The sequence below is a fragment of the Natroniella sulfidigena genome, from assembly GCF_023223645.1.
Taxonomy (GTDB): Bacteria; Bacillota; Halanaerobiia; order Halobacteroidales; family Halobacteroidaceae; genus Natroniella; species Natroniella sulfidigena.
This window is the reverse complement of the sequence record NZ_JALKBY010000007.1, coordinates 98,661-116,696: the sequence shown is the minus strand read 5'-3', so window position 1 is coordinate 116,696 and position 18,036 is coordinate 98,661. Positions and strand designations below refer to the sequence as shown.

Sequence of the window (18,036 nt, the reverse complement as noted above, 5' to 3'; positions counted from 1 at the left end):
ATAACTTGACAGGATTGGTTGAAAAAGATATAATAAATTATGTAACCCCCCTAGGGGTTGGGACAAAATGAAATTAGGAGGGTCATTATGGCAGATAAAGTTATTGAAGTAAATGAGAATGATTTTAAAGAGAAAGTAGTTGATGCTGAAGTACCAGTTGTTGTTGATTTTTGGGCACCATGGTGTGGGCCTTGTAAGGCAATTGCTCCAGTATTAGATGAGATTGCAGATGAGTATGAGGATCAAATTAAGGTAGTTAAGGTGAATGTTGATGATAATCAGACGTTGGCCCAAGAATATCAAGTAACTAGTATTCCTAATATAATCTTCTTTAAAGAAGGAGAACAGGTAGAGCAACAGGTTGGTTTTGCTTCTAAAGATGGACTTGTAAGTAAAATAGATAGTATTACTTAAATTCAGTTTCATGCAGGAGTGAATTAGATGGCAACTATTAAAGATTCTGATAAAAAAGAGAAGTTATTGACCCAATTAAAGACGATCAAAGGACATATTGGTGGGATTGAAAAGATGATTGAGGATGATAAAGAGTGCACGGAATTATTAATCCAAGTGTTGGCTATTAAGTCTTCAATTAATAAAGTAGGTCTTTCTTTGATTAAAGATAATGCCTGTCGATGTATTTTACAATCGATTGATGAAGGAGACGAGATAGAGGATACGATTAATGAGGTAGTAACTGCAGCTTTAAAATTCAGTAAATAGATTGTTGGCCCTTACATTTTTGTAAGGGCTTTATTATTAAGGAAAGTATATTTTTTAGAGATTGTGAATAACTTTTTTAATGGGTTACTTAGACTCAGACTTAGCCTTAGACTATGGCCGAAGGCCATTTTTTTAATTTAGATTAAATAATTGTGGTAGATTGTTTAATTGAAAATTTATGTAGTCATGCTCCCAAAATAACAATAAAGTTATTATGGTAAAGGCAACTAAAAAGATTAAGTGTTCACTCCAACTGCCGGTAGTAATATTGAGATGAAACTTAAACCGCTTATCGTTAGGGTAAAATAAAGGGATGCCTTGGACATTTAACATATCTGCAATCAAGTGGCTAAAGTAGCCAATAATTAAGCCAATCCAAATTAAGTTAGTAATTAATTCGAGTTTAACTAATTCCTGAGTTAATAATGCAAATAAGATCAACCCTAAAATACTATGGGTTAAACCACGGTGTTTGATTCCGAATAATTTAAGGGGTTTGCTGATAAACCACAACTTTCTTCCTGCTTTACTATTAGCATGATCTATATCAGGAATGAGCCCTCCAATAATTGTAGCTAAATAAAACTCAATTAAAGCAATATTGAATAGAGGAGTTGTAACGGGCAAATGTAAGTCAGTAATATTGAAAATTGCAACTAATTTAAGTGTAACTATCCCGAAGACAAATCCAAAAAGTGAATGTGTATGATGAGTCATTATTCTTCCTCCTTAACTTAAAGTTGCCGTTAGGCAACTTTGTTCTTGTTTAGGAAATTATTCTTTTTAGGGGTTGTGATAACTTTTATTTTTAAGATTTTTAATGGTTTGCTTAAACTTAAACTTAAACTTAGACTTAGACTATGACCGGAGGTCATTTTGTTCTTATTCATTATATACTGCTTCTCTTTTTCTGTCAAACTTTGTAACTAATAGCTTTTTATTAAAATTTGAGCTTGGATTATTCAATAAAGGATTTAGTAAAAGTTTATAGAATTGAGTAAGAAAGTTAGTATATGATAGGAAAGGAGTAGTTAAATGAAAAAAATAATTCCTTTATTACTATGCTTACTAGTTCTAAGTAGTGGAAGGGCCAACGCTGAGCAAGCATTTAGTGTAATAGATGGCGTAATGGATGATTTATTACAAGAAGTTAGAGTTAAAGAGGGCCAAGTTATCACAAATTTTCAATCTGATATTTACTTAAATTTGGGCCAACAAGCAGGCGTTAAAGAAGGGGATAGATTTGAGGTAATTAGGCAGGGGGAGTTATTGACTGATCCAGTAACTGGAATGAATTTAGGAAGAATTGAGATTAAGGTAGCTGAAGTAGAGGTTGTTACGGTTAGAGATAAGTTTTCTATTGCCGAAATTGTTGCTGAAGACTCTTCGGTTGATATTGAACCTTTCGATTTAGTAACTGAAATTGATTATGTCCAGCAAATAGCCAACTTGGGATTTAGCTCGAGTGAGCAAGTTGATAGTCTGAACAATAGAATAGAAAAGATAGCTAGCAATTATCTTAAGCAAGATCAACGATTTGAATTATTGCCTCTAGAGAAGGTAGAAAATGCCAAGCAGGGGTTTGAGTTAGAAGAGAAGTTAGATGAAGAAGATTTAAGATTATTAGCAGAACAATTAGATGTCGAGTTATTATTAACAGGTCAACTTTATGAGCAAGAGGATAGTTTTTTTATTTATCTAGGATTGTTTGATAGGGAGTTAGGGAGTATAAGTGAGGAAGAAGTAATTAGATTACCCAAAGATGATCACTTAGTTGCTCATTATTTAGAGCAAGAAGAACAAGAAAGTTATCAACTCTTATTTGAGCAGGAGTTTGATTATTTAGCTGGAGGTTTAGCAGTTGGTGATACTACTAATGATGGTCAGTTAGAAGTCGTCTTGAATACTGAGCAGGCACTTAAGATCTTAAATTATGAAGAACAAGAGTTGGTTGAGCAAGAGAAGATAACTGATAACTACCGAATTACAAGATTTGATGATTATAAAGTATTAATAGGTGATACTACTAATAATGAAACTGCTGAGATACTTGTTGATCAATATAGAAGATTGATCAGCTTTGAATGGGATGGTAGTGAATACTTAAGGGATGAGTTGAATCAATTTAATCGCGACCGGCCTAAAGTAATTCAAGAAATAAATAACCAAGATTATTTGGTTACTAGGGATTATGATCATTTTTTGAAGTTTAACCTCTGGGATGGAGCTGAATATCAAGTTGATTTTGAGTTTGATCTAGCAGCAAATGAAGGATATCGATTAGAAATAGCCGATTTAACTGGAGATGAGGAAAAAGAATTAATCCTAACAGCTTTTGATGGTGGAGAAGAATATGAAATTAAGGTTTATAATTTGGATGGAGAAGAGGAGTATCTTTTTCCAGATAAGTATCGGCCAACAATTGCTGTTGGAGACCTAGATCAAGATGGAGTGAAAGAACTTTTTCTTACAACTTATCATGAAGGAGAAAGTCAGATTATCTCTTATTTCTGGGATGGAGAGGAGTATGTAGTCAATCGGGAGAGTGAGGAGTTGGCAGGTGAGATTATGGATCTTGCTGTAGGGGACTTGACAGCTGATGGGCAGCAAGAATTAGTAGTATTAGTGTTAGAGGATGAGATAAGTAAGGTCTATCTCTATCAAATAAAATAAAAATTTTTTTAACTGTTAATAGAAGAAGCTTTGTAATATACTAATAGAGAAAGTATCAATTAGTGGAGGGATTTGGAATGGAATGGATACATATTATTGGAGTTGGTGGGATAGCTATGTCAGCTATTGCCCAGTATTTTTTAGAAGCAGGAGCTAAGGTAACAGGATCAGATTTAAACTCTAATCAATTGATTGAAGAGTTGGAGAAAAAAGGTGCCCAAATAATGATTGGTCATAAGCAAGATAATATTTCTGCTGATATAAACAAGGTAATTTATTCTGATGCTATTCCTGAAGATAATGTGGAATTAGTAGCTGCTAAAAAATATAATTTGGAAAGATTAGGGCGTTCTCAGGCTTTACGATTGATCACCCAGGATAAAGATGTTATTTCAGCGACCGGAACCCATGGTAAAACAACTACTTCAGCTATGATTGCTCAGGTATTAGAAGGTAGTGGAGAAGATATTAGTTTTATTATTGGAGGAATTTTAAATAATTTCGGTAGTAATTTTAAGATCAGTCAGGGTGATTATTTCGTCCTTGAAGGTGATGAATATGGCAGATCTTTTTTACAGTATCAATCTGAGCTAGGGGTTTTAACAAATATTGAATTTGATCATCCAGATATTTATCAGGATTTAGATGACTTATTGGCTGCTTACAAGAAGTATGTTACTAATTTAGGTAGTTATCTGGTAACTAACCAGCAAGTGATTGAACAATTAAAGTTAGATAGTTTGAATTTGGAGATAGAAGTTGAGACTGTAGGAATTAATCAAGCAGAGGCTACTTTTAATGCAGTTGAGATTGAAGAGCGGGAGCTGACCTCTTATTTTGATTTGGAGTATCAAGGAAGTAAGATTGATCGGTTTGAAATAGAAGGTTTAGGGGATTATAACATTAAGCATGCTTTAGAAGCGATTGCTATTGGTAAGTATTGTGGGCTATCATTTGCTAAGATGAAAGAAGCACTTAAGAAGTGGAGCGGGGTGAAACGAAGATTTGAGGTCTTGTATGATGCTGATGATAAGATTGTAATTACTGATTATGCACATCATCCTAGTGAAGTAGATGCAGTTACAGCTAATTTGGAGCGAATTAAGACTACTAAGAAGAAGGTTGTTATCTTTCAACCCCATCAATATATTAGGACTAATCGTTTATTTGATGATTATAGTGGTGTCTTAGATAAGGAGATTGATCAACGAATTGTCAGTAAAATTTATAAGGTTCGAGAGCAAGTCTCAGAGGTAGAAATAGATAAGCTAGGGTTAGAGTTGAGTCAGATTATCAGTTCAGATGAGATCCATTATTGTAATAAGTTTGAGGAAGTAAAGGAGTGGCTAGAGGATTATGATCAGCATAAGCGGGCTATTTATCTCTTTTTAGGTGCAGGGGATATTGATGATTTTGCTAGAAAATGGGTAGCGGAATTTGACTAAGATAACGTAGGATCAGGTGATTATGATGAAGATATGGAAGTTGACAGATGATAAATATGCAATTAAGGAATATTTAGCTAATGGCTTATTTAATAAATTAGTAGCAGAAGATGGAATTACTTATAATCAAGAAGCGTGGCGGATAGAATTTAGTGTTGATAAGTTGGAGTTAATTGACGAGTATTTTTCTGAGGTAGAGATTATGGCTGGCAACGATTTATTAACTAGATTATATCGAATCAATAAATTCAAGCCACGCAAGGGTTTGATGCGTCATGCTGTAATGATTTATCAACTTCAGGATTATATTTATTTTATCTTAAAGGATCAAGCTTTTGAATTATTAGAGGAGTATGAGGGGATTTTAGTTGAGCATGATCCTAAAGTTAAACGGTATGCTGAAGAGTTATTATACTTGGGCCAACAGGAGAAATTGACTAAGGATCATAACTCTTTAGAGCAATTGGGCATTGAAAGGATTAAGGAGATTTTAAAGGAGGAGCAGGGGAGTTTTTTGAGTGCTGATTTTGATTCCTCCCCTCTTTTCTTTGTAGCTAAGTATAGTGATTTAGAATTGACTGAGGAAAAGAGAAATAAATTCTTTAAACAGGAACTTGGCAAAAGAAATGTAACTGCTTTTAATATTAGGCAGTTAGCTGAAGAAAGGCAGGTAGACCGAGAGGTATGGTTTCCAATCTTTGAAAAGTTAGTGGAGAAAGAGATTAAACAACGGATTGGGAAGTTAGAGCGATTACAGGACAGTCTTGAGTTGGAAGATTTATTTTCCAACCAACAAGCTTTAGAGTTGGTCGATCAGGTTGAGAAGTTGGGTCAGAAGTTAGATCGAGATTTAGAGGAACTTATTGGAAGGGAATTGTGCCAATATTATTCTCAAGAAAAAGAAAGACTAATCTATGGAATCTGATAAATTAATTTAAATAGCTTGAGTATTTTCAATTAAAAGAAAATATTGTAGACTTGGAAATCTAATTGTTTTATAGCTGTTGCTTATTGATTCTTTCAGTTTTTTTTGATTTTGATATTTGAATTTAATTGTGAATTGTGCATTGTAAATTGTCAATTGAAACGGGAGTGAAAAAAGATTTAGATATCTGTCAAGGGTTATCATAATAGGATTGAAATTAACTGAAAGTATTAGGATTTGAGTGGGGAGTGGAAGTTAATGTTAGAGGAAGTTATTACTGAAGAGGGTAAATTAGAGAGGTTAATCGCTCAAATTGATCCCAATTTTTTCAAAGAGGCTCGCTGGTTTCAGCATAAAGGGGCAGAAATTAAGCAACTACAGTTAGTTGACTATGGAAAACTGAATCTTATTAATTCAGAAGCGATTGTTTTAGTAGCGATTTTGGAAATTTTTATGGAAGAGCAAGTAGAAACTAGGCAGTTTAGTGAATTGTATTACTTACCCTTACTTATTAGTGAAACTCCATTGCAAGGAGCGGAAAAGATTCCTTTATTGGATCAACAAGAGCAGTTATCTTTATATCAAGCGGTAAATAACTTAGAGTATGTACGAGCAATAGATCAATTTATCAATCGAGAAGAGAAGATAGCATTAGAAGAAGGTGGAACTTTATTAGGGGTTTTGACTACGGAAGATGAGATATTTGCTGCTAAACAGTTGACAGATGTTTCGAGTAATAGCCTGACAATAGTCAAAAAAGATCAAGTGGCTAAGACATTTCGTAGATTAGAAGCAAGGGTTAATCCTGAGATAGAATTAAGTCTTAGTCTACAACAGAAAACGGATTTTGAGCAGTTTCCTACGTTGAAAGGTTATCTTACTTATCAAACTGAGCAGAAGCAAGAGTATAATCTGATGTTGGCCCAGGAGTTTGTTGCAAGTGATGGTGATTTGTGGGCATATACGCAGGAGGTTATTGCGGATTTGTTGGCCCGGCTGTGGGAAGAGAAAGCAAGTGATCTAAAGAAGGTAATTAAAGAAGCTTGTTCTGAATACTTTAATTATACTGTTAAGTTAGGGGAGCTGATTGCTCGCTTGCACTTATCATTAGCTGGGATTGAGACTCAAGATTTTTTACCTCGCTCTCCTCAACAAGATGAGCTGACTGAGTTGTACTCTAGAATAAAAGAAAACTATCAGCAACTTGCTGGTCAGTTGAGAAAGAAAGAAGGGCAGTTGGATGATCAGCAGTTAGTATCTGAATTGCTCAGTTATCAAGATAATATTGAGCAGTTACAAGATCGATTACCAACTATTGAGCAGATGGGCAAGTTTATTCGTTGTCATGGAGATTTGCATTTAGAGCAGGTCTTGAAGGTTGGAGAAGAGTTGATTATTTTAGATTTCGAGGGAGAGCCAACTAAAAGTATTGCTGAGCGGAGGAGAAAGTATAGTCCGCTTAAGGATATAGCAGGTATGCTCCGTTCTTATAATTATGCTGCTTATGCTGGATATTTTAAGTTTAAGGAAGAAGTTGAAATCGAAGAGAGTGACTATCTGTTAGAGATAATTAATCTGTGGGAAGAAGAAGTTGTCAGTAAATTTTGGGAAGGTTATTTGCAGTTAGCTAGCCAAGCTCAGTTTTTACCTAGTGAAGCTGAGCTTAATCGAGTAGTTGAGCTCTTTAAGCTTGAAAAGGCATTGTATGAAGCTCTCTATGAGATTAATAATCGGATTGATTGGTTACGAATTCCATTAAAAGGAATCTTAGATTCTGTAGCTAGTTTGAATTAAATTTTGTAAATGTAAGATACTAGCTAGTAGGGGGTATGAATAATGGCCAATTTAAAAGTGATGATGTTGACTAAGGAATTTCCCAATAATATTTATGGTGGAGCTGGAGTTCATGTCGATTATTTAAGTCAGAATTTAGCTGAGATAATGGATGTCGAGATTAGGGCATTTGCTGGGGAGGAAGATTTGGTTCAGGATCAAAGGGAGGCGACAGCTTATGAGCGTTGGCCCGAGGTCAGTAAGAATACTGACCAGAGGTTTGTTAAAGCTGTCAATGCACTATCTGTTGACTTAGCGATGGCTAAAGATAAATCTGATGCTGATATTGTTCATTGCCATACATGGTATACTTTTATGGGTGGTTTTTGGGCCAAAAAACTGTATGATATTCCACTAGTGACTACTATTCATAGTATGGAACCACTTCGTCCTTGGAAAGAGGAGCAATTAGGAAATGCTTATCATCTATCTTCTTGGATGGAGCGGACTGCTGTAGAGGATGCAGATAAGATAATTGCTGTTTCTAAAGAGATGAAAAAGGATATTTTAAAGCATTATGATGTCCAAGAAGAGGATATAGAGGTCATTTATAATGGAATCGATCTAAATCAATATCAATATACCGATAGCACTACTTATCAAGAGGAGTATGGGATTGATCCTAATAAGCCATATATCTTATTTGTAGGAAGAATTACTCGCCAAAAAGGGATTATCCATCTAGTAAATGCAATCAAAGATATTAATGAGGAGGCTCAAGTTGTACTCTGTGCAGGAGCTCCTGATACTGAAGAGATAGAACAGGAGATGACTGAAAAGGTAACAGCTATTCAACAAGAACGGGATGGAGTAATTTGGATTAATGAGATGGTTTCTAAGGAAGCAGTAATTGAGTTTTATTCTAATGCCACTGTCTTTTGTTGTCCGTCAGTTTATGAGCCGTTTGGGATAATTAATTTAGAGGCCATGGCCTGTAAGACTCCTGTAGTAGCTTCTGCTGTGGGAGGGATTAAAGAGGTTGTTGTTGATGGTGAGACTGGGTTTTTAGTTGAGTTTGATCAGGTTGAAGGGCCAACAGGTGAGCCTCAAGATCCTGCTGCTTTTTCTCAAGCTTTAGCTGATAAGATTAATCAAGTCTTAGCAGATGAAAAGTTACAGCAAAAGTTCGGGCAAAATGGTCGTCAGCGGGTAGAGGAGATCTTTAGTTGGGAGGCAATTGCTAAACAGACTAAAAAGTTGTATCAACAGTTGGTTGAGTAGCAAGCACGTTGGTGTTGGCCCGGGAATATAATTTAAAGCGAAGAAAACTTATTAAATTAATTTAAATAACCAAAGTTTTGGTACTTCAGTACCAAAACTTTTATTTTTGTAGGAGGGTAGATTATGGAGTGGAAATTAAAATTTTTTGATCAATTATCTGTAGATGAGTTATATAAGCTTCTTAAAGTAAGAGTTGATGTTTTCGTAGTTGAACAAGACTGTCCTTACCCTGAATGTGATAATAAAGATAGAAATTCGTTTCATTTATTTGCTGAAAAGGAAGGGGAAATACTAGCTTATGCACGTTTAATATTACCAGGGATTTCTTATCCAGAAGCATCAATTGGTCGGGTAGTAGTAGTCAAAGAGTATCGCAAACAAGGCTTAGGAAGAGAATTAATGAAACGTGGAATTGACTTTTTGACTACTGAATTAAAACAAGAGCAGATCAGAATTTCAGCACAACAACATTTGAGTAGTAGTTTTTATGGTGCATTAGGGTTTGAAGTGGTTTCTGAACCTTATCTCGAAGATGGAATTCCTCATGTAGAGATGTTATATCAAAAATAAACGGAATTATTCTTTGCGTTATAAGTTTCATTTTTTGAGTCATTAGCTTAATCGGTGATGGCTTTTTTTGGCTTATGTTGTGTTAGTTAGATGTAATATGAAAGAAAATTTAGACTTTTTGAAAAAGGAGGATCATTTTGTTTTATGTGGAATTATATAGATATAAGTAGTCTAAATAACAGAAAAATTGACTAATAATAAGCTATTATAAGTAAAATTAAAATATTATAAGCAATAAAGAAAGTGAGGGATAAAGATGATGGAAATTATAAAGAGAAAAAGCCTAAATTTTGAATTATCTTTTAATAAGATAATGATTTTTTGGATCAGTTTAAGTCTGTTATTCTTTTTTTCTTTTCCTAGCTTATCAATAAGTCTACAATCAGCTAGTTCTATAATTTTAGTAGGATTAGGCTCATATTTTGGATATATAAAAGGTGGTTTTGGAACAGCACTATGGGCAATCTTTACCTTTGAATTTTGGAGCTCTCTTATTCTATTTAACCAGGTTGTATTATTGACAATGGCCTTAATTTGTGGTTCTTTATTTAAATACCAAAATAATCTTAAAGAAAAATTAAAAGAACAAAATTTAAAACTTCAAAGTTACATTGAAAATGCACCATATGGAGTATTTGTTCTAAATGAAACTGGAAGGTATATTGAAGCAAATGAAATGGCTTGTAAATATAGTGGTTACCCAGAAGAAGAATTATTAAATATAACTGTCAATGATTTGATGGCAAACAAAGAACAAGCTAGAAGGGATATAGATAAGTTAGTAAATGAAGGTAGATTAAATGTTGAAAGGTTGCTTGTAGATAAAGATGGGAATCAATTTCATGCAGATATTAAAGCTGTAAAAGTAGCTGAAGATAAGTATGTTGGATTTGTTGAGGACATCACTAAATCCAAAAGAATGGAGGAGAAAGTAAAGAGGGAAAGGGATAAATTACAGACTTATCTTGATATAACAGAGGCAATTGTTATAGTTTTAGATCAGGAAAGAAGAGTAGAGGATATTAATAGAAAAGGGTGCACTCTTTTAGGAGTAGCTAAAGAGGAAATAGTCGGAAAACATTGGATTGATTTCGTTAAGCAAGAAGATCGTAATAAAGTGGAGAATCTATTTGATACTTTATTGGAGGGTCAAACAGTTAATGCTAAAAATGCAATTATAACTAAGACCAATGAAAAAAGAAGTATCTTGTGGCATGGAGGTATATTAGAAGATAAAGAAAATAATTCAAAAAGAATATTGGGTACAGGAGTAGATGTTACAGAATTAGAGTTATTACGAGAAAGGGTGCAACATAATAGATTAATAATAGAGTTTTTTGCTAATTTATCCCATGAGTTAAAGACACCATTAAATTTAATTTTTTCAGCACAGCAGATGTTAGAATTATTTAAGAATAATTTAAATTCCAAACAAGCAGATAAAATAGATAATTATTCAAAAATTATTAAGCAAAATGGGCATAGACTTCTCAAGTTAATTAATAACTTAATTGATATCACTAAGATTGATTCGAATCATTTTGAACTTAATATAAAAAACTATGAAATAGTTGATCTTATCAAGAAAATTATTTTTTCAGTATCAGAATATTTAGAACAAAAAGAGCGAGTGTTTAACTTTAATTCAGAAATTGAAGAAAAAATAATTGCTTGTGATCCTTTTAATCTAGAAAGGGTTATTTTAAATCTATTATCTAATGCTGTGAAATTTACAGATGAAGGTGATGAAATATCAGTAAATCTTAGAATTGAAGAAGATAGTGTAGTGATTTCAGTTAAGGATACAGGAATTGGTATTTCTAAAGAAGAACAAGAGTTAATTTTAGAATATTTTGGTCAAAGTGACAAATCATTTACCAGAAGTAATGAAGGAAGTGGAATAGGTTTATCCTTAACTAAAAAAATTGTTGAAATGCATGGTGGAGAATTGAATATTAAAAGTGAGCAGGGGGTAGGAAGTGAATTTATTATAAAGCTTCCAAACAAAGTGATAGCAGAAGAAAATACTTGTCAAGATGATTATAAATATAACTCTTATAATCTTGTCGAACGGATAAATATAGAATTTGCAGATATCTATGATTTATAATCTAAAATCATAGAAGTTCTTAAACAATTTTCTAAAATTAAAAATCCACTTGAACGTCGTTAATAATCTAGAATAGTAATATAATCCGAAAAAAATATTGGAAATTTAAAAGTTAGACGACAGAGCTGACTTATGGAATATTAAAAGAAGAACGGAAAAGAAATAAATTAGATATTATTTATAGCTAGAAAACTGAAGAGGGGGATTTAAAATATGAAATTTGAAATAATAGGTAGTGGAGGTTGTGTGGCACTTCCGAAGCCATTATGTAACTGTAAAGTTTGTCAAGAAGCTAGAGAAAAGGGTCGTCCTTATTCAAGATATGGGTGCTCACTATTTTTGCATGATATAAATTTATTAATAGATACTCCAGAAGATATTGTACATGCAATAAATGATAGTAGCATTCAAAACATAGATGCTGTTATGTTTAGCCACTTAGATCCTGATCATACATTAGGTTTTAGAGTATTTGAAGATTTAAGATTGAGTTGGCTTAAAGTTTCAGAAGGAAAAGAGTGTAATAATCCAATAGATGTAATAGCAATGCCACATGTAATGGAAGATTTAAATGCAATTCAATCAAGTTATGGAAGTTTTTTAGATTATTACGAGAATGCACAAAATTTAATTAAAAGGCATAAGATTTCTGATTATCAAAAAATAGAGGAAATTAAGATCTCTTTTATCAGAGTTGAACGAACAACTATCTTTGTATTTGAGGCTGAGGATAAAAAGCTAATTTATGCTCCGTGTGATGTGAAGCCATTTCCAGATGAAGAGATATTTGTTGGTGCAGATGTAATGATAATTGGAAATACTATCATAGGTGAGGAGCTAAAGGATGGATATAAGTTAAGTGAGGATAATTTCTTAAGAGAAGAATTGTTTAGCATGTCAGAAGTGCTCTCTTTAAAGGAAAAATTTGAAATCAAAAGAGTCATTGTGACCCATATAGAAGAAGCATGGGGTAAATCTTATGATGATTATGTTAATCTTGAAGAACAATATGATGGTGTTCAATTTGCATATGATGGTATGGAAATTTTAATTTAGAAGTATAAAGGATAAGCAAACTGAGAATACAAATATCAATCTAAGTTAGAGCACTATCTATATACGACATTATTTTAGTGGTGGGTAGTAAAGAAGAATGACAAAAGGAGCGGAGTGGAGATGGATCTAATAAACGACAAGATCAAGAAAAGGTATAATCGAATTGCACCAATTTATGATAAGTTAGAAATGATTATGGAAAAAGGTAAGATGGGGGACTGGCGTGAAAAGTTATGGCAGCAGGTTGAAGAGGTAGTTAAAAAAGGAGAGGAGAGATTATTAGAAGCAGGTGTAGGTACGGGCAAGAATATCCCCTATTATCCTCAGAAAACTGAAGCTTATGCAATAGACTTTAGTGATAGAATGCTACAAGAAGCTAAGAAGCGGATAGAAAAGTTAGAAGTTAATGTTCAACTAAGAGAGATGGATGTACAAAATTTAGACTTTCCAGATAATTACTTCGATGTAATTGTAACTACTTGTGTATTTTGTTCTGTGCCCGATCCAGTACAAGGGTTTAAGGAGTTGAAGAGAGTCTGCAAGAATGATGGTAAAATATTTATGTTAGAGCATATGCGAACTGAAAAAGAGCCTTTTGGTTATTTAATGGATAGTATAAATTGGATTAGTCTTTTAAGTTGGGGTGCTAATATAAATCGTAGGACTATGGAAAATATCAAGCAAGCAGGGTTAGAGGTAGTTAAAGAAGAAGATTTATTTTTTGATGTGGTTAAGGAGATCATTCTTACTCCATAAATCTTTTCTTCGTTTTTTCCTGTTTTTATTTAGAATTTGCTTTAAAAGATACTATTATTCGGAATACAGGTTAAATTGTTATTTGCTGAAAACTTTATAAAAATTCTATTTAGTGATATATTTAGTAGATGGAGGTGATATTAATGGATGGAAAGTATCGAAAAGATATAAAACCTGGACTTAGTGTTTCAGTTGTCCAAAAACAGGATCAGCGTTCAGGAAAATTAACTAAAGGTATTGTAAAGGACATTTTGACTAATTCTGCTACTCATCCACATGGTATTAAAGTGCGTCTTAAAAGTGGAGTGGTTGGAAGAGTAAAAGCTATTCATGAATAGAAATAATATAAAGCTAGTCATACCTCTAGAGGTATGACTAGCTTTATACTTTGTTTTGAATTTAGGAAGGATCATTATCAGTTACTAATAATTTAGGAGCAGAATACTCTATTCCAAAAGCACCTAAGGGGGCAGTTAAAATTATTGCTAATACTGCTAAGGCTAAAATCAACTCTCCTTGAGGAACATTTTCTGTTAGTGGTACAGCCCCTATGGCTGCTTGAACTGTAGCTTTAGGTAAATAAGATATTCCACAAAAGATCCTTTCTTTAAAATTAAGATAGCTATTTGTTGTGGATATTAATACCCCAATAACCCTTGCCAATAATCCAAGTAATATAATCAAAGCTCCTATAGCACCAGCATTATATGCTACTTCTATCTGAACAGCAGCTCCGATCAAAACAAAAAGAAATATTTCGGCAGGAACCCATAAGTTATTTAATACTTTAGAAAACTCATCTGCTAAGCTTTCATTTTTTTCTAGTAATATGTACCCGATTGTCATAACTGCTAATAAGCTAGCTACTCCTAAATAATCGCCTAGTACATTTGCTAAAATGGAAACTCCAATTAAGATGATTGCTTTGTGAGTTATTTTTAATGTACTATACATATCAAACAATTTAACTAAAATAATTCCTAAGATAACTCCTAATAAAACTCCACCAATTATTTTGATTGGAATTTGTGATAGATTAGCAATCAAATCGACTTCACCACTTCTATAAATACCTAAAAAGATACTAAAAGCTGTAATGGCTAAGACATCATCAATTGAAGCACTAGCTAAGATTAAAGTAGGTATCTCTTTTTCTTTTCCATAATCTTTTTCTTTTAATTTTAACATAGACGGAACAACGACTGCTGGAGATACTGCTGCTATAATAAAGGCCAACATTCCAGCTTGAATCCAATTGAAGTCAAGAATATAGATTGCTAAGAAAGTGATAAGAGCCCCTTCAAATAATACAGGGATAAAGCTTAACTTAAAAGCAGTATTACCAATCTTCTTTATAGTATCCTTACTAATACCTAATCCTGCTCTAAGTAAAATAATAATTAAGGCTATCTCCCTAATTTCCTGAGAAATGTTTAATAAGCTATCATCTAAGAGATAAAAACCTGATGGTCCTAATAATACTCCGGTTAATAGCATGCCTAATAAAGGTGGTAAATTAATCTTTTCAAAAATAAAACCTAGAAGTAATCCAATAATTAAGATTAATGAAATGCTGAATAACAATATGATAACCTCCTTTTTAATTGACAATTCACAATTAAATTTGAAATATCAAAAGCAAAAGCTATAAAATAATTAGATTTTCAAGGTTGCAATCTTTTCCTTTAGTTGAGAGTAGTCAAGATGTTAAATTAGAAAAAATGGCTCCTATTTATCATCAAAAATTTGATGATAAATAGGAGCCATCATCCACTTAGAGTGGCAATTAACTTGGTGAGCTCCATCACCATACCTATAATTTTCATTAATAGATATTATATGTAATAAATAATGGAAAGTCAAGGATTGATTGCTACGATTTTTTATAATTATTATGGCTGAGTGCTAATATCTCCTCTTTTAAATATATATTAGTAGTAGTAAGGAGGAGAAGAAAGGTGAAAAAAACCAAAGTAGACCGTGTATTATTGATGAGTAAGAAAAACCCTATTTCATTAATTAGAAAGTATGTAAAAAACAAACAAATAGAGAAGTTGAATGACTTAGTTGAAAATAATCATCCTAGCGATATAGCAGAAATAATAAATGATCTAGATATAGAATTGATTATTAAGTTTTTTAAGTTTGTTACGAGTGATTATTCTGCTGATGTTTTAATTGAATTAGATTCAACAATGAGAGTGGAGGTTATTTATGCTTTAGATGAAGGGGAAGTGCAAGGGATTTTGAAGGAACTTCCACTTGATGATAAATTGGATATTATTAATCGGCTTACAGATGAATATAAAGCTAAGATCATAAGATTATTAACTGAAGATAAAGAAAAGATATTGAGAATACTTAACTATGATGCTGAATCGGCTGCTAATCAAATGACTACTGATTTTATAAAAGCTGAACAAAGCAGTAAAGTTGAGGAGACAATCAAAGGAATTAGAAAACAAGGGGAAGATGCTGAGATTATTTATTATATTTATGTAGTCGATAAAGAGAATAGACTGGTTGGTATATTATCTTTGCGAGAATTATTACTGGCAAATCCTAATAAGGAATTAAAGGAGATTATGAATCATGATTTAAATTCAATTGAGTTAACTACTGACCAAGAACGAGTAGCTCATTTGATGGCCAAATATGATCTGATTGCTTTACCAGTTGTAGATACTGGTGGCCATATTTTGGGAATAGTGACGATAGATGATATTGTAGATGTAATTCATCAAGAAAGCAGTGAAGATATCTTTAAACAGGCTGGATTTACGGAGTTTGGAATCCAAGAAGCCGATTATAGTAGTAATTTAATTTATGGAACTTTATCTAAAGTAGTTAAGACTCGTTTGCCTTGGTTGTTAGTTGTACTGGTTGGTGGTTTGATAGCAGGTGGAGTGATTGAACAGTTTGAAGCTACCCTAGAATCAATTGTAGCATTAGCATTTTTTATTCCAGTAATTATGGATATGGGAGGGAATGTCGGGACTCAATCTTCTACAATCTTTGTGCGAGGGGTTGTTTTAGGACATATTGAAATTGAAGCTTTCTATAAATATTTGCGAAAAGAGATTTCGGTAGGTGCTACAATTGGTTTGTTAAGTTCTTTATTTGTAGGTGGGAGTGCTTATTTGTGGCAAAATAATTTGGCTTTAGCTTTGACAACAGGACTTTCAATGTTTTTTACTATCTTATTAGCTTCAGCAGTTGGTTTTATTATCCCTTGGTTGTTGATTAAATTTGGTCGTGACTCTGCTGCTGCTTCTGATCCATTAATTACAACAGTTAAAGATATTACAGGATTGCTTATTTATTTTGGCTTTGCTAATCTATTTATGAATTATCTTTCATAATCGGCTTGGTTAGTAACTAATGTTAAATGATTTTTTTCATAAATTAAGATATAATAGGTAATAAGAGGGGAGGAGTTAGATGAAGCGAGTAATTATACTAGGATTAATGATAGTTATAGTTGTATTAGCCATGTATACAATACTTCAAGATGATGGAGAGTTTATTGAAGATGGAGAGATTGCTAATGAGATAGAAAGAGAAAAAGAGTATGAGTTAAGTGATTATTATCCATTTTTAGAAGATACATTATTGGTTTATCAAGGGGAAGGGAATGAATTTGCAGCTCAAGATGTTTATTTTGATTTTGTTGTTGATGAGTTGGCCCAAGTAAGAGTAAGCAATCCTGGTGCTACTATGGGAAGGATAATAATGATTGAAGGTGGAGAACTTCGCTCAGCTGATGTAGCTAAGGAGTCTCATTATTTAGAGGATTTAACTGACCAAGAGATAACAGAGTATGATGTATTATTAAAAGAGCCTTTAGAAACAGGAACAAGTTGGACTTTAGCGGATGGAAAAGAGAGGTATATTTCTGGGATTGATGTAGAAATTGAAACACCAAGTGGAGAGTATCAAGCTATTGAGGTTACAACAGAGTTAGAGAATGCAATCCAATTTGATTATTATGTTGCTGGAGTTGGACATGTTAAGAGAAATTATCAAACAGATGATTTTAGTGTTAAGACAATTTTAGAAGAGATTAAAGAGGATACCAGTATAACTTATCCGATTAAATTCTTTTATCCAGACTTTATAAATGAGAAGATTAAATATGTTACTCGAGAGGTTGAATTCAGTACTAATGATGATTTGACAGAGATTTTTGCTGAACATTTGCGTCAAGCACCAGATGAAAACTTGACTCAGTTAATTAGTGATGATACAGAGATTAATCAAATAGAGTTAGACCGGGAAGAAGAAATAGTAAAGGTTGATTTTTCTCAGGAGTTAGTTACTGAGATGAATGTTGGGCATTTATTAGAAACTAAAATCATTCAAAGTATAGTTAATATATTTGGTGGACATTATAATGTGGATAAAGTTTATTTATCTTTAGAGGGGAGACCGTATGAGTCAGGGCATATGATGCTTAGTGAGGATGAGTATTTTACGGTGGACTATGAAGCAATAGAGGAATATCAGAAGTAGTTGAGGTGTTGGCCCGGGATTCCGGGCCAACTTTTTTAAAACCAAGCTTAATTGCAATATTGTGGCACTTTTGATTTGGCGGGTAAAGATAATTTTGTAGGGGCAGGTCCCTGTGGATATGGTTTCTATGGATACGGTCTTTGTGATTTTCACGAAAGGGCTGGTAAGCCCTGTAGGGTTTTCACGAAGAGTCTTGATTTTTAGACTCGTAA

16 protein-coding genes and 1 riboswitch are annotated in these 18,036 nt (G+C 33.1%); of the genes, 14 read left to right on the top strand and 2 right to left on the bottom strand.

Annotation, left to right across the window (positions count from 1 at the left end; all coding sequences use genetic code 11):
* Window positions 1–87: 87 nt before the first annotated feature.
* Window positions 88–414, top strand: coding sequence for a thioredoxin (gene trxA / locus MWH28_RS06200; RefSeq protein WP_248618445.1), 327 nt, complete (start codon window positions 88–90; stop codon window positions 412–414).
* A 27-nt stretch (window positions 415–441) separates the two neighbouring features.
* Window positions 442–723 carry a metal-sensitive transcriptional regulator gene (locus tag MWH28_RS06195; protein ID WP_248618444.1) on the top strand — a complete coding sequence of 94 codons (282 nt, stop codon included), beginning with the start codon at window positions 442–444 and terminating at the stop codon, window positions 721–723.
* A 132-nt stretch (window positions 724–855) separates the two neighbouring features.
* Here the strand turns inward: MWH28_RS06195 and MWH28_RS06190 are convergent, their stop codons facing one another.
* A complete protein-coding gene (locus tag MWH28_RS06190) occupies window positions 856–1,440 on the bottom strand; it encodes a metal-dependent hydrolase (RefSeq protein WP_248618443.1) in 585 nt (194 codons plus the stop codon).
* Window positions 1,441–1,758: 318 nt separating this feature from the next.
* Here MWH28_RS06190 and MWH28_RS06185 point away from each other — a divergent pair, with 318 nt between their 5' ends.
* The 10 genes from MWH28_RS06185 (at window position 1,759) to MWH28_RS06140 (ending at window position 13,650) form a co-directional block, all read left to right on the top strand.
* A complete protein-coding gene (locus tag MWH28_RS06185; RefSeq protein ID WP_248618442.1) occupies window positions 1,759–3,396 on the top strand; it encodes a FlgT C-terminal domain-containing protein in 1,638 nt (545 codons plus the stop codon).
* Between the two features lie 77 nt (window positions 3,397–3,473).
* Complete coding sequence (murC, locus tag MWH28_RS06180) at window positions 3,474–4,841, top strand: UDP-N-acetylmuramate--L-alanine ligase (RefSeq protein WP_248618441.1); 1,368 nt, start codon at window positions 3,474–3,476, stop codon at window positions 4,839–4,841.
* A gap of 22 nt (window positions 4,842–4,863) precedes the next feature.
* Window positions 4,864–5,766, top strand: coding sequence for a hypothetical protein (locus tag MWH28_RS06175; protein WP_248618440.1), 903 nt, complete (start codon window positions 4,864–4,866; stop codon window positions 5,764–5,766).
* A 258-nt stretch (window positions 5,767–6,024) separates the two neighbouring features.
* Window positions 6,025–7,560, top strand: coding sequence for a hypothetical protein (locus tag MWH28_RS06170; RefSeq protein WP_248618439.1), 1,536 nt, complete (start codon window positions 6,025–6,027; stop codon window positions 7,558–7,560).
* Window positions 7,561–7,602: 42 nt separating this feature from the next.
* Window positions 7,603–8,820 carry a glycogen synthase gene (gene glgA / locus MWH28_RS06165; protein WP_248618438.1) on the top strand — a complete coding sequence of 406 codons (1,218 nt, stop codon included), beginning with the start codon at window positions 7,603–7,605 and terminating at the stop codon, window positions 8,818–8,820.
* A 123-nt stretch (window positions 8,821–8,943) separates the two neighbouring features.
* Entirely contained in the window at window positions 8,944–9,390 is a 447-nt protein-coding gene (locus tag MWH28_RS06160; protein ID WP_248618437.1) for a GNAT family N-acetyltransferase, read from the top strand.
* A gap of 256 nt (window positions 9,391–9,646) precedes the next feature.
* Window positions 9,647–11,500 carry a sensor histidine kinase gene (locus tag MWH28_RS06155; protein WP_248618436.1) on the top strand — a complete coding sequence of 618 codons (1,854 nt, stop codon included), beginning with the start codon at window positions 9,647–9,649 and terminating at the stop codon, window positions 11,498–11,500.
* 213 nt (window positions 11,501–11,713) lie between these two features.
* Window positions 11,714–12,556 carry an MBL fold metallo-hydrolase gene (locus MWH28_RS06150; protein WP_248618435.1) on the top strand — a complete coding sequence of 281 codons (843 nt, stop codon included), beginning with the start codon at window positions 11,714–11,716 and terminating at the stop codon, window positions 12,554–12,556.
* Window positions 12,557–12,676: 120 nt separating this feature from the next.
* Window positions 12,677–13,312, top strand: a complete 636-nt coding sequence (locus MWH28_RS06145) for a class I SAM-dependent methyltransferase (protein WP_248618434.1) — start codon at window positions 12,677–12,679, stop codon at window positions 13,310–13,312.
* Window positions 13,313–13,455: 143 nt separating this feature from the next.
* A complete protein-coding gene (locus tag MWH28_RS06140; protein WP_248618433.1) occupies window positions 13,456–13,650 on the top strand; it encodes a YwbE family protein in 195 nt (64 codons plus the stop codon).
* 61 nt (window positions 13,651–13,711) lie between these two features.
* Here MWH28_RS06140 and MWH28_RS06135 read toward each other — a convergent pair whose 3' ends face one another.
* Window positions 13,712–14,896, bottom strand: a complete 1,185-nt coding sequence (locus MWH28_RS06135) for a cation:proton antiporter (RefSeq protein WP_248618432.1) — start codon at window positions 14,894–14,896, stop codon at window positions 13,712–13,714.
* Window positions 14,897–15,062: 166 nt separating this feature from the next.
* Window positions 15,063–15,130, bottom strand: a riboswitch (Fluoride riboswitch).
* Window positions 15,131–15,270: 140 nt separating this feature from the next.
* Here MWH28_RS06135 and mgtE point away from each other — a divergent pair.
* Window positions 15,271–16,674 carry a magnesium transporter gene (gene mgtE, locus MWH28_RS06130; RefSeq protein ID WP_248618431.1) on the top strand — a complete coding sequence of 468 codons (1,404 nt, stop codon included), beginning with the start codon at window positions 15,271–15,273 and terminating at the stop codon, window positions 16,672–16,674.
* A gap of 79 nt (window positions 16,675–16,753) precedes the next feature.
* Window positions 16,754–17,824: a GerMN domain-containing protein gene (locus MWH28_RS06125; RefSeq protein WP_248618430.1), complete on the top strand. Its 1,071-nt coding sequence runs from the start codon at window positions 16,754–16,756 to the stop codon at window positions 17,822–17,824.
* Window positions 17,825–18,036: the final 212 nt, after the last annotated feature.

Coding starts and splice junctions, on each gene's coding strand:
- MWH28_RS06170 (WP_248618439.1), top strand. CDS start 6,025: ATGTTAGAGGAAGTTATTACTGAAGAGGGTAAATTAGAGAGGTTAATC.
- MWH28_RS06185 (WP_248618442.1), top strand. CDS start 1,759: ATGAAAAAAATAATTCCTTTATTACTATGCTTACTAGTTCTAAGTAGT.
- MWH28_RS06160 (WP_248618437.1), top strand. CDS start 8,944: ATGGAGTGGAAATTAAAATTTTTTGATCAATTATCTGTAGATGAGTTA.
- MWH28_RS06140 (WP_248618433.1), top strand. CDS start 13,456: ATGGATGGAAAGTATCGAAAAGATATAAAACCTGGACTTAGTGTTTCA.
- MWH28_RS06145 (WP_248618434.1), top strand. CDS start 12,677: ATGGATCTAATAAACGACAAGATCAAGAAAAGGTATAATCGAATTGCA.
- trxA (WP_248618445.1), top strand. CDS start 88: ATGGCAGATAAAGTTATTGAAGTAAATGAGAATGATTTTAAAGAGAAA.
- murC (WP_248618441.1), top strand. CDS start 3,474: ATGGAATGGATACATATTATTGGAGTTGGTGGGATAGCTATGTCAGCT.
- MWH28_RS06195 (WP_248618444.1), top strand. CDS start 442: ATGGCAACTATTAAAGATTCTGATAAAAAAGAGAAGTTATTGACCCAA.
- MWH28_RS06155 (WP_248618436.1), top strand. CDS start 9,647: ATGATGGAAATTATAAAGAGAAAAAGCCTAAATTTTGAATTATCTTTT.
- MWH28_RS06175 (WP_248618440.1), top strand. CDS start 4,864: ATGATGAAGATATGGAAGTTGACAGATGATAAATATGCAATTAAGGAA.
- MWH28_RS06190 (WP_248618443.1), bottom strand. CDS start 1,440: ATGACTCATCATACACATTCACTTTTTGGATTTGTCTTCGGGATAGTT.
- glgA (WP_248618438.1), top strand. CDS start 7,603: ATGGCCAATTTAAAAGTGATGATGTTGACTAAGGAATTTCCCAATAAT.
- MWH28_RS06125 (WP_248618430.1), top strand. CDS start 16,754: ATGAAGCGAGTAATTATACTAGGATTAATGATAGTTATAGTTGTATTA.
- MWH28_RS06150 (WP_248618435.1), top strand. CDS start 11,714: ATGAAATTTGAAATAATAGGTAGTGGAGGTTGTGTGGCACTTCCGAAG.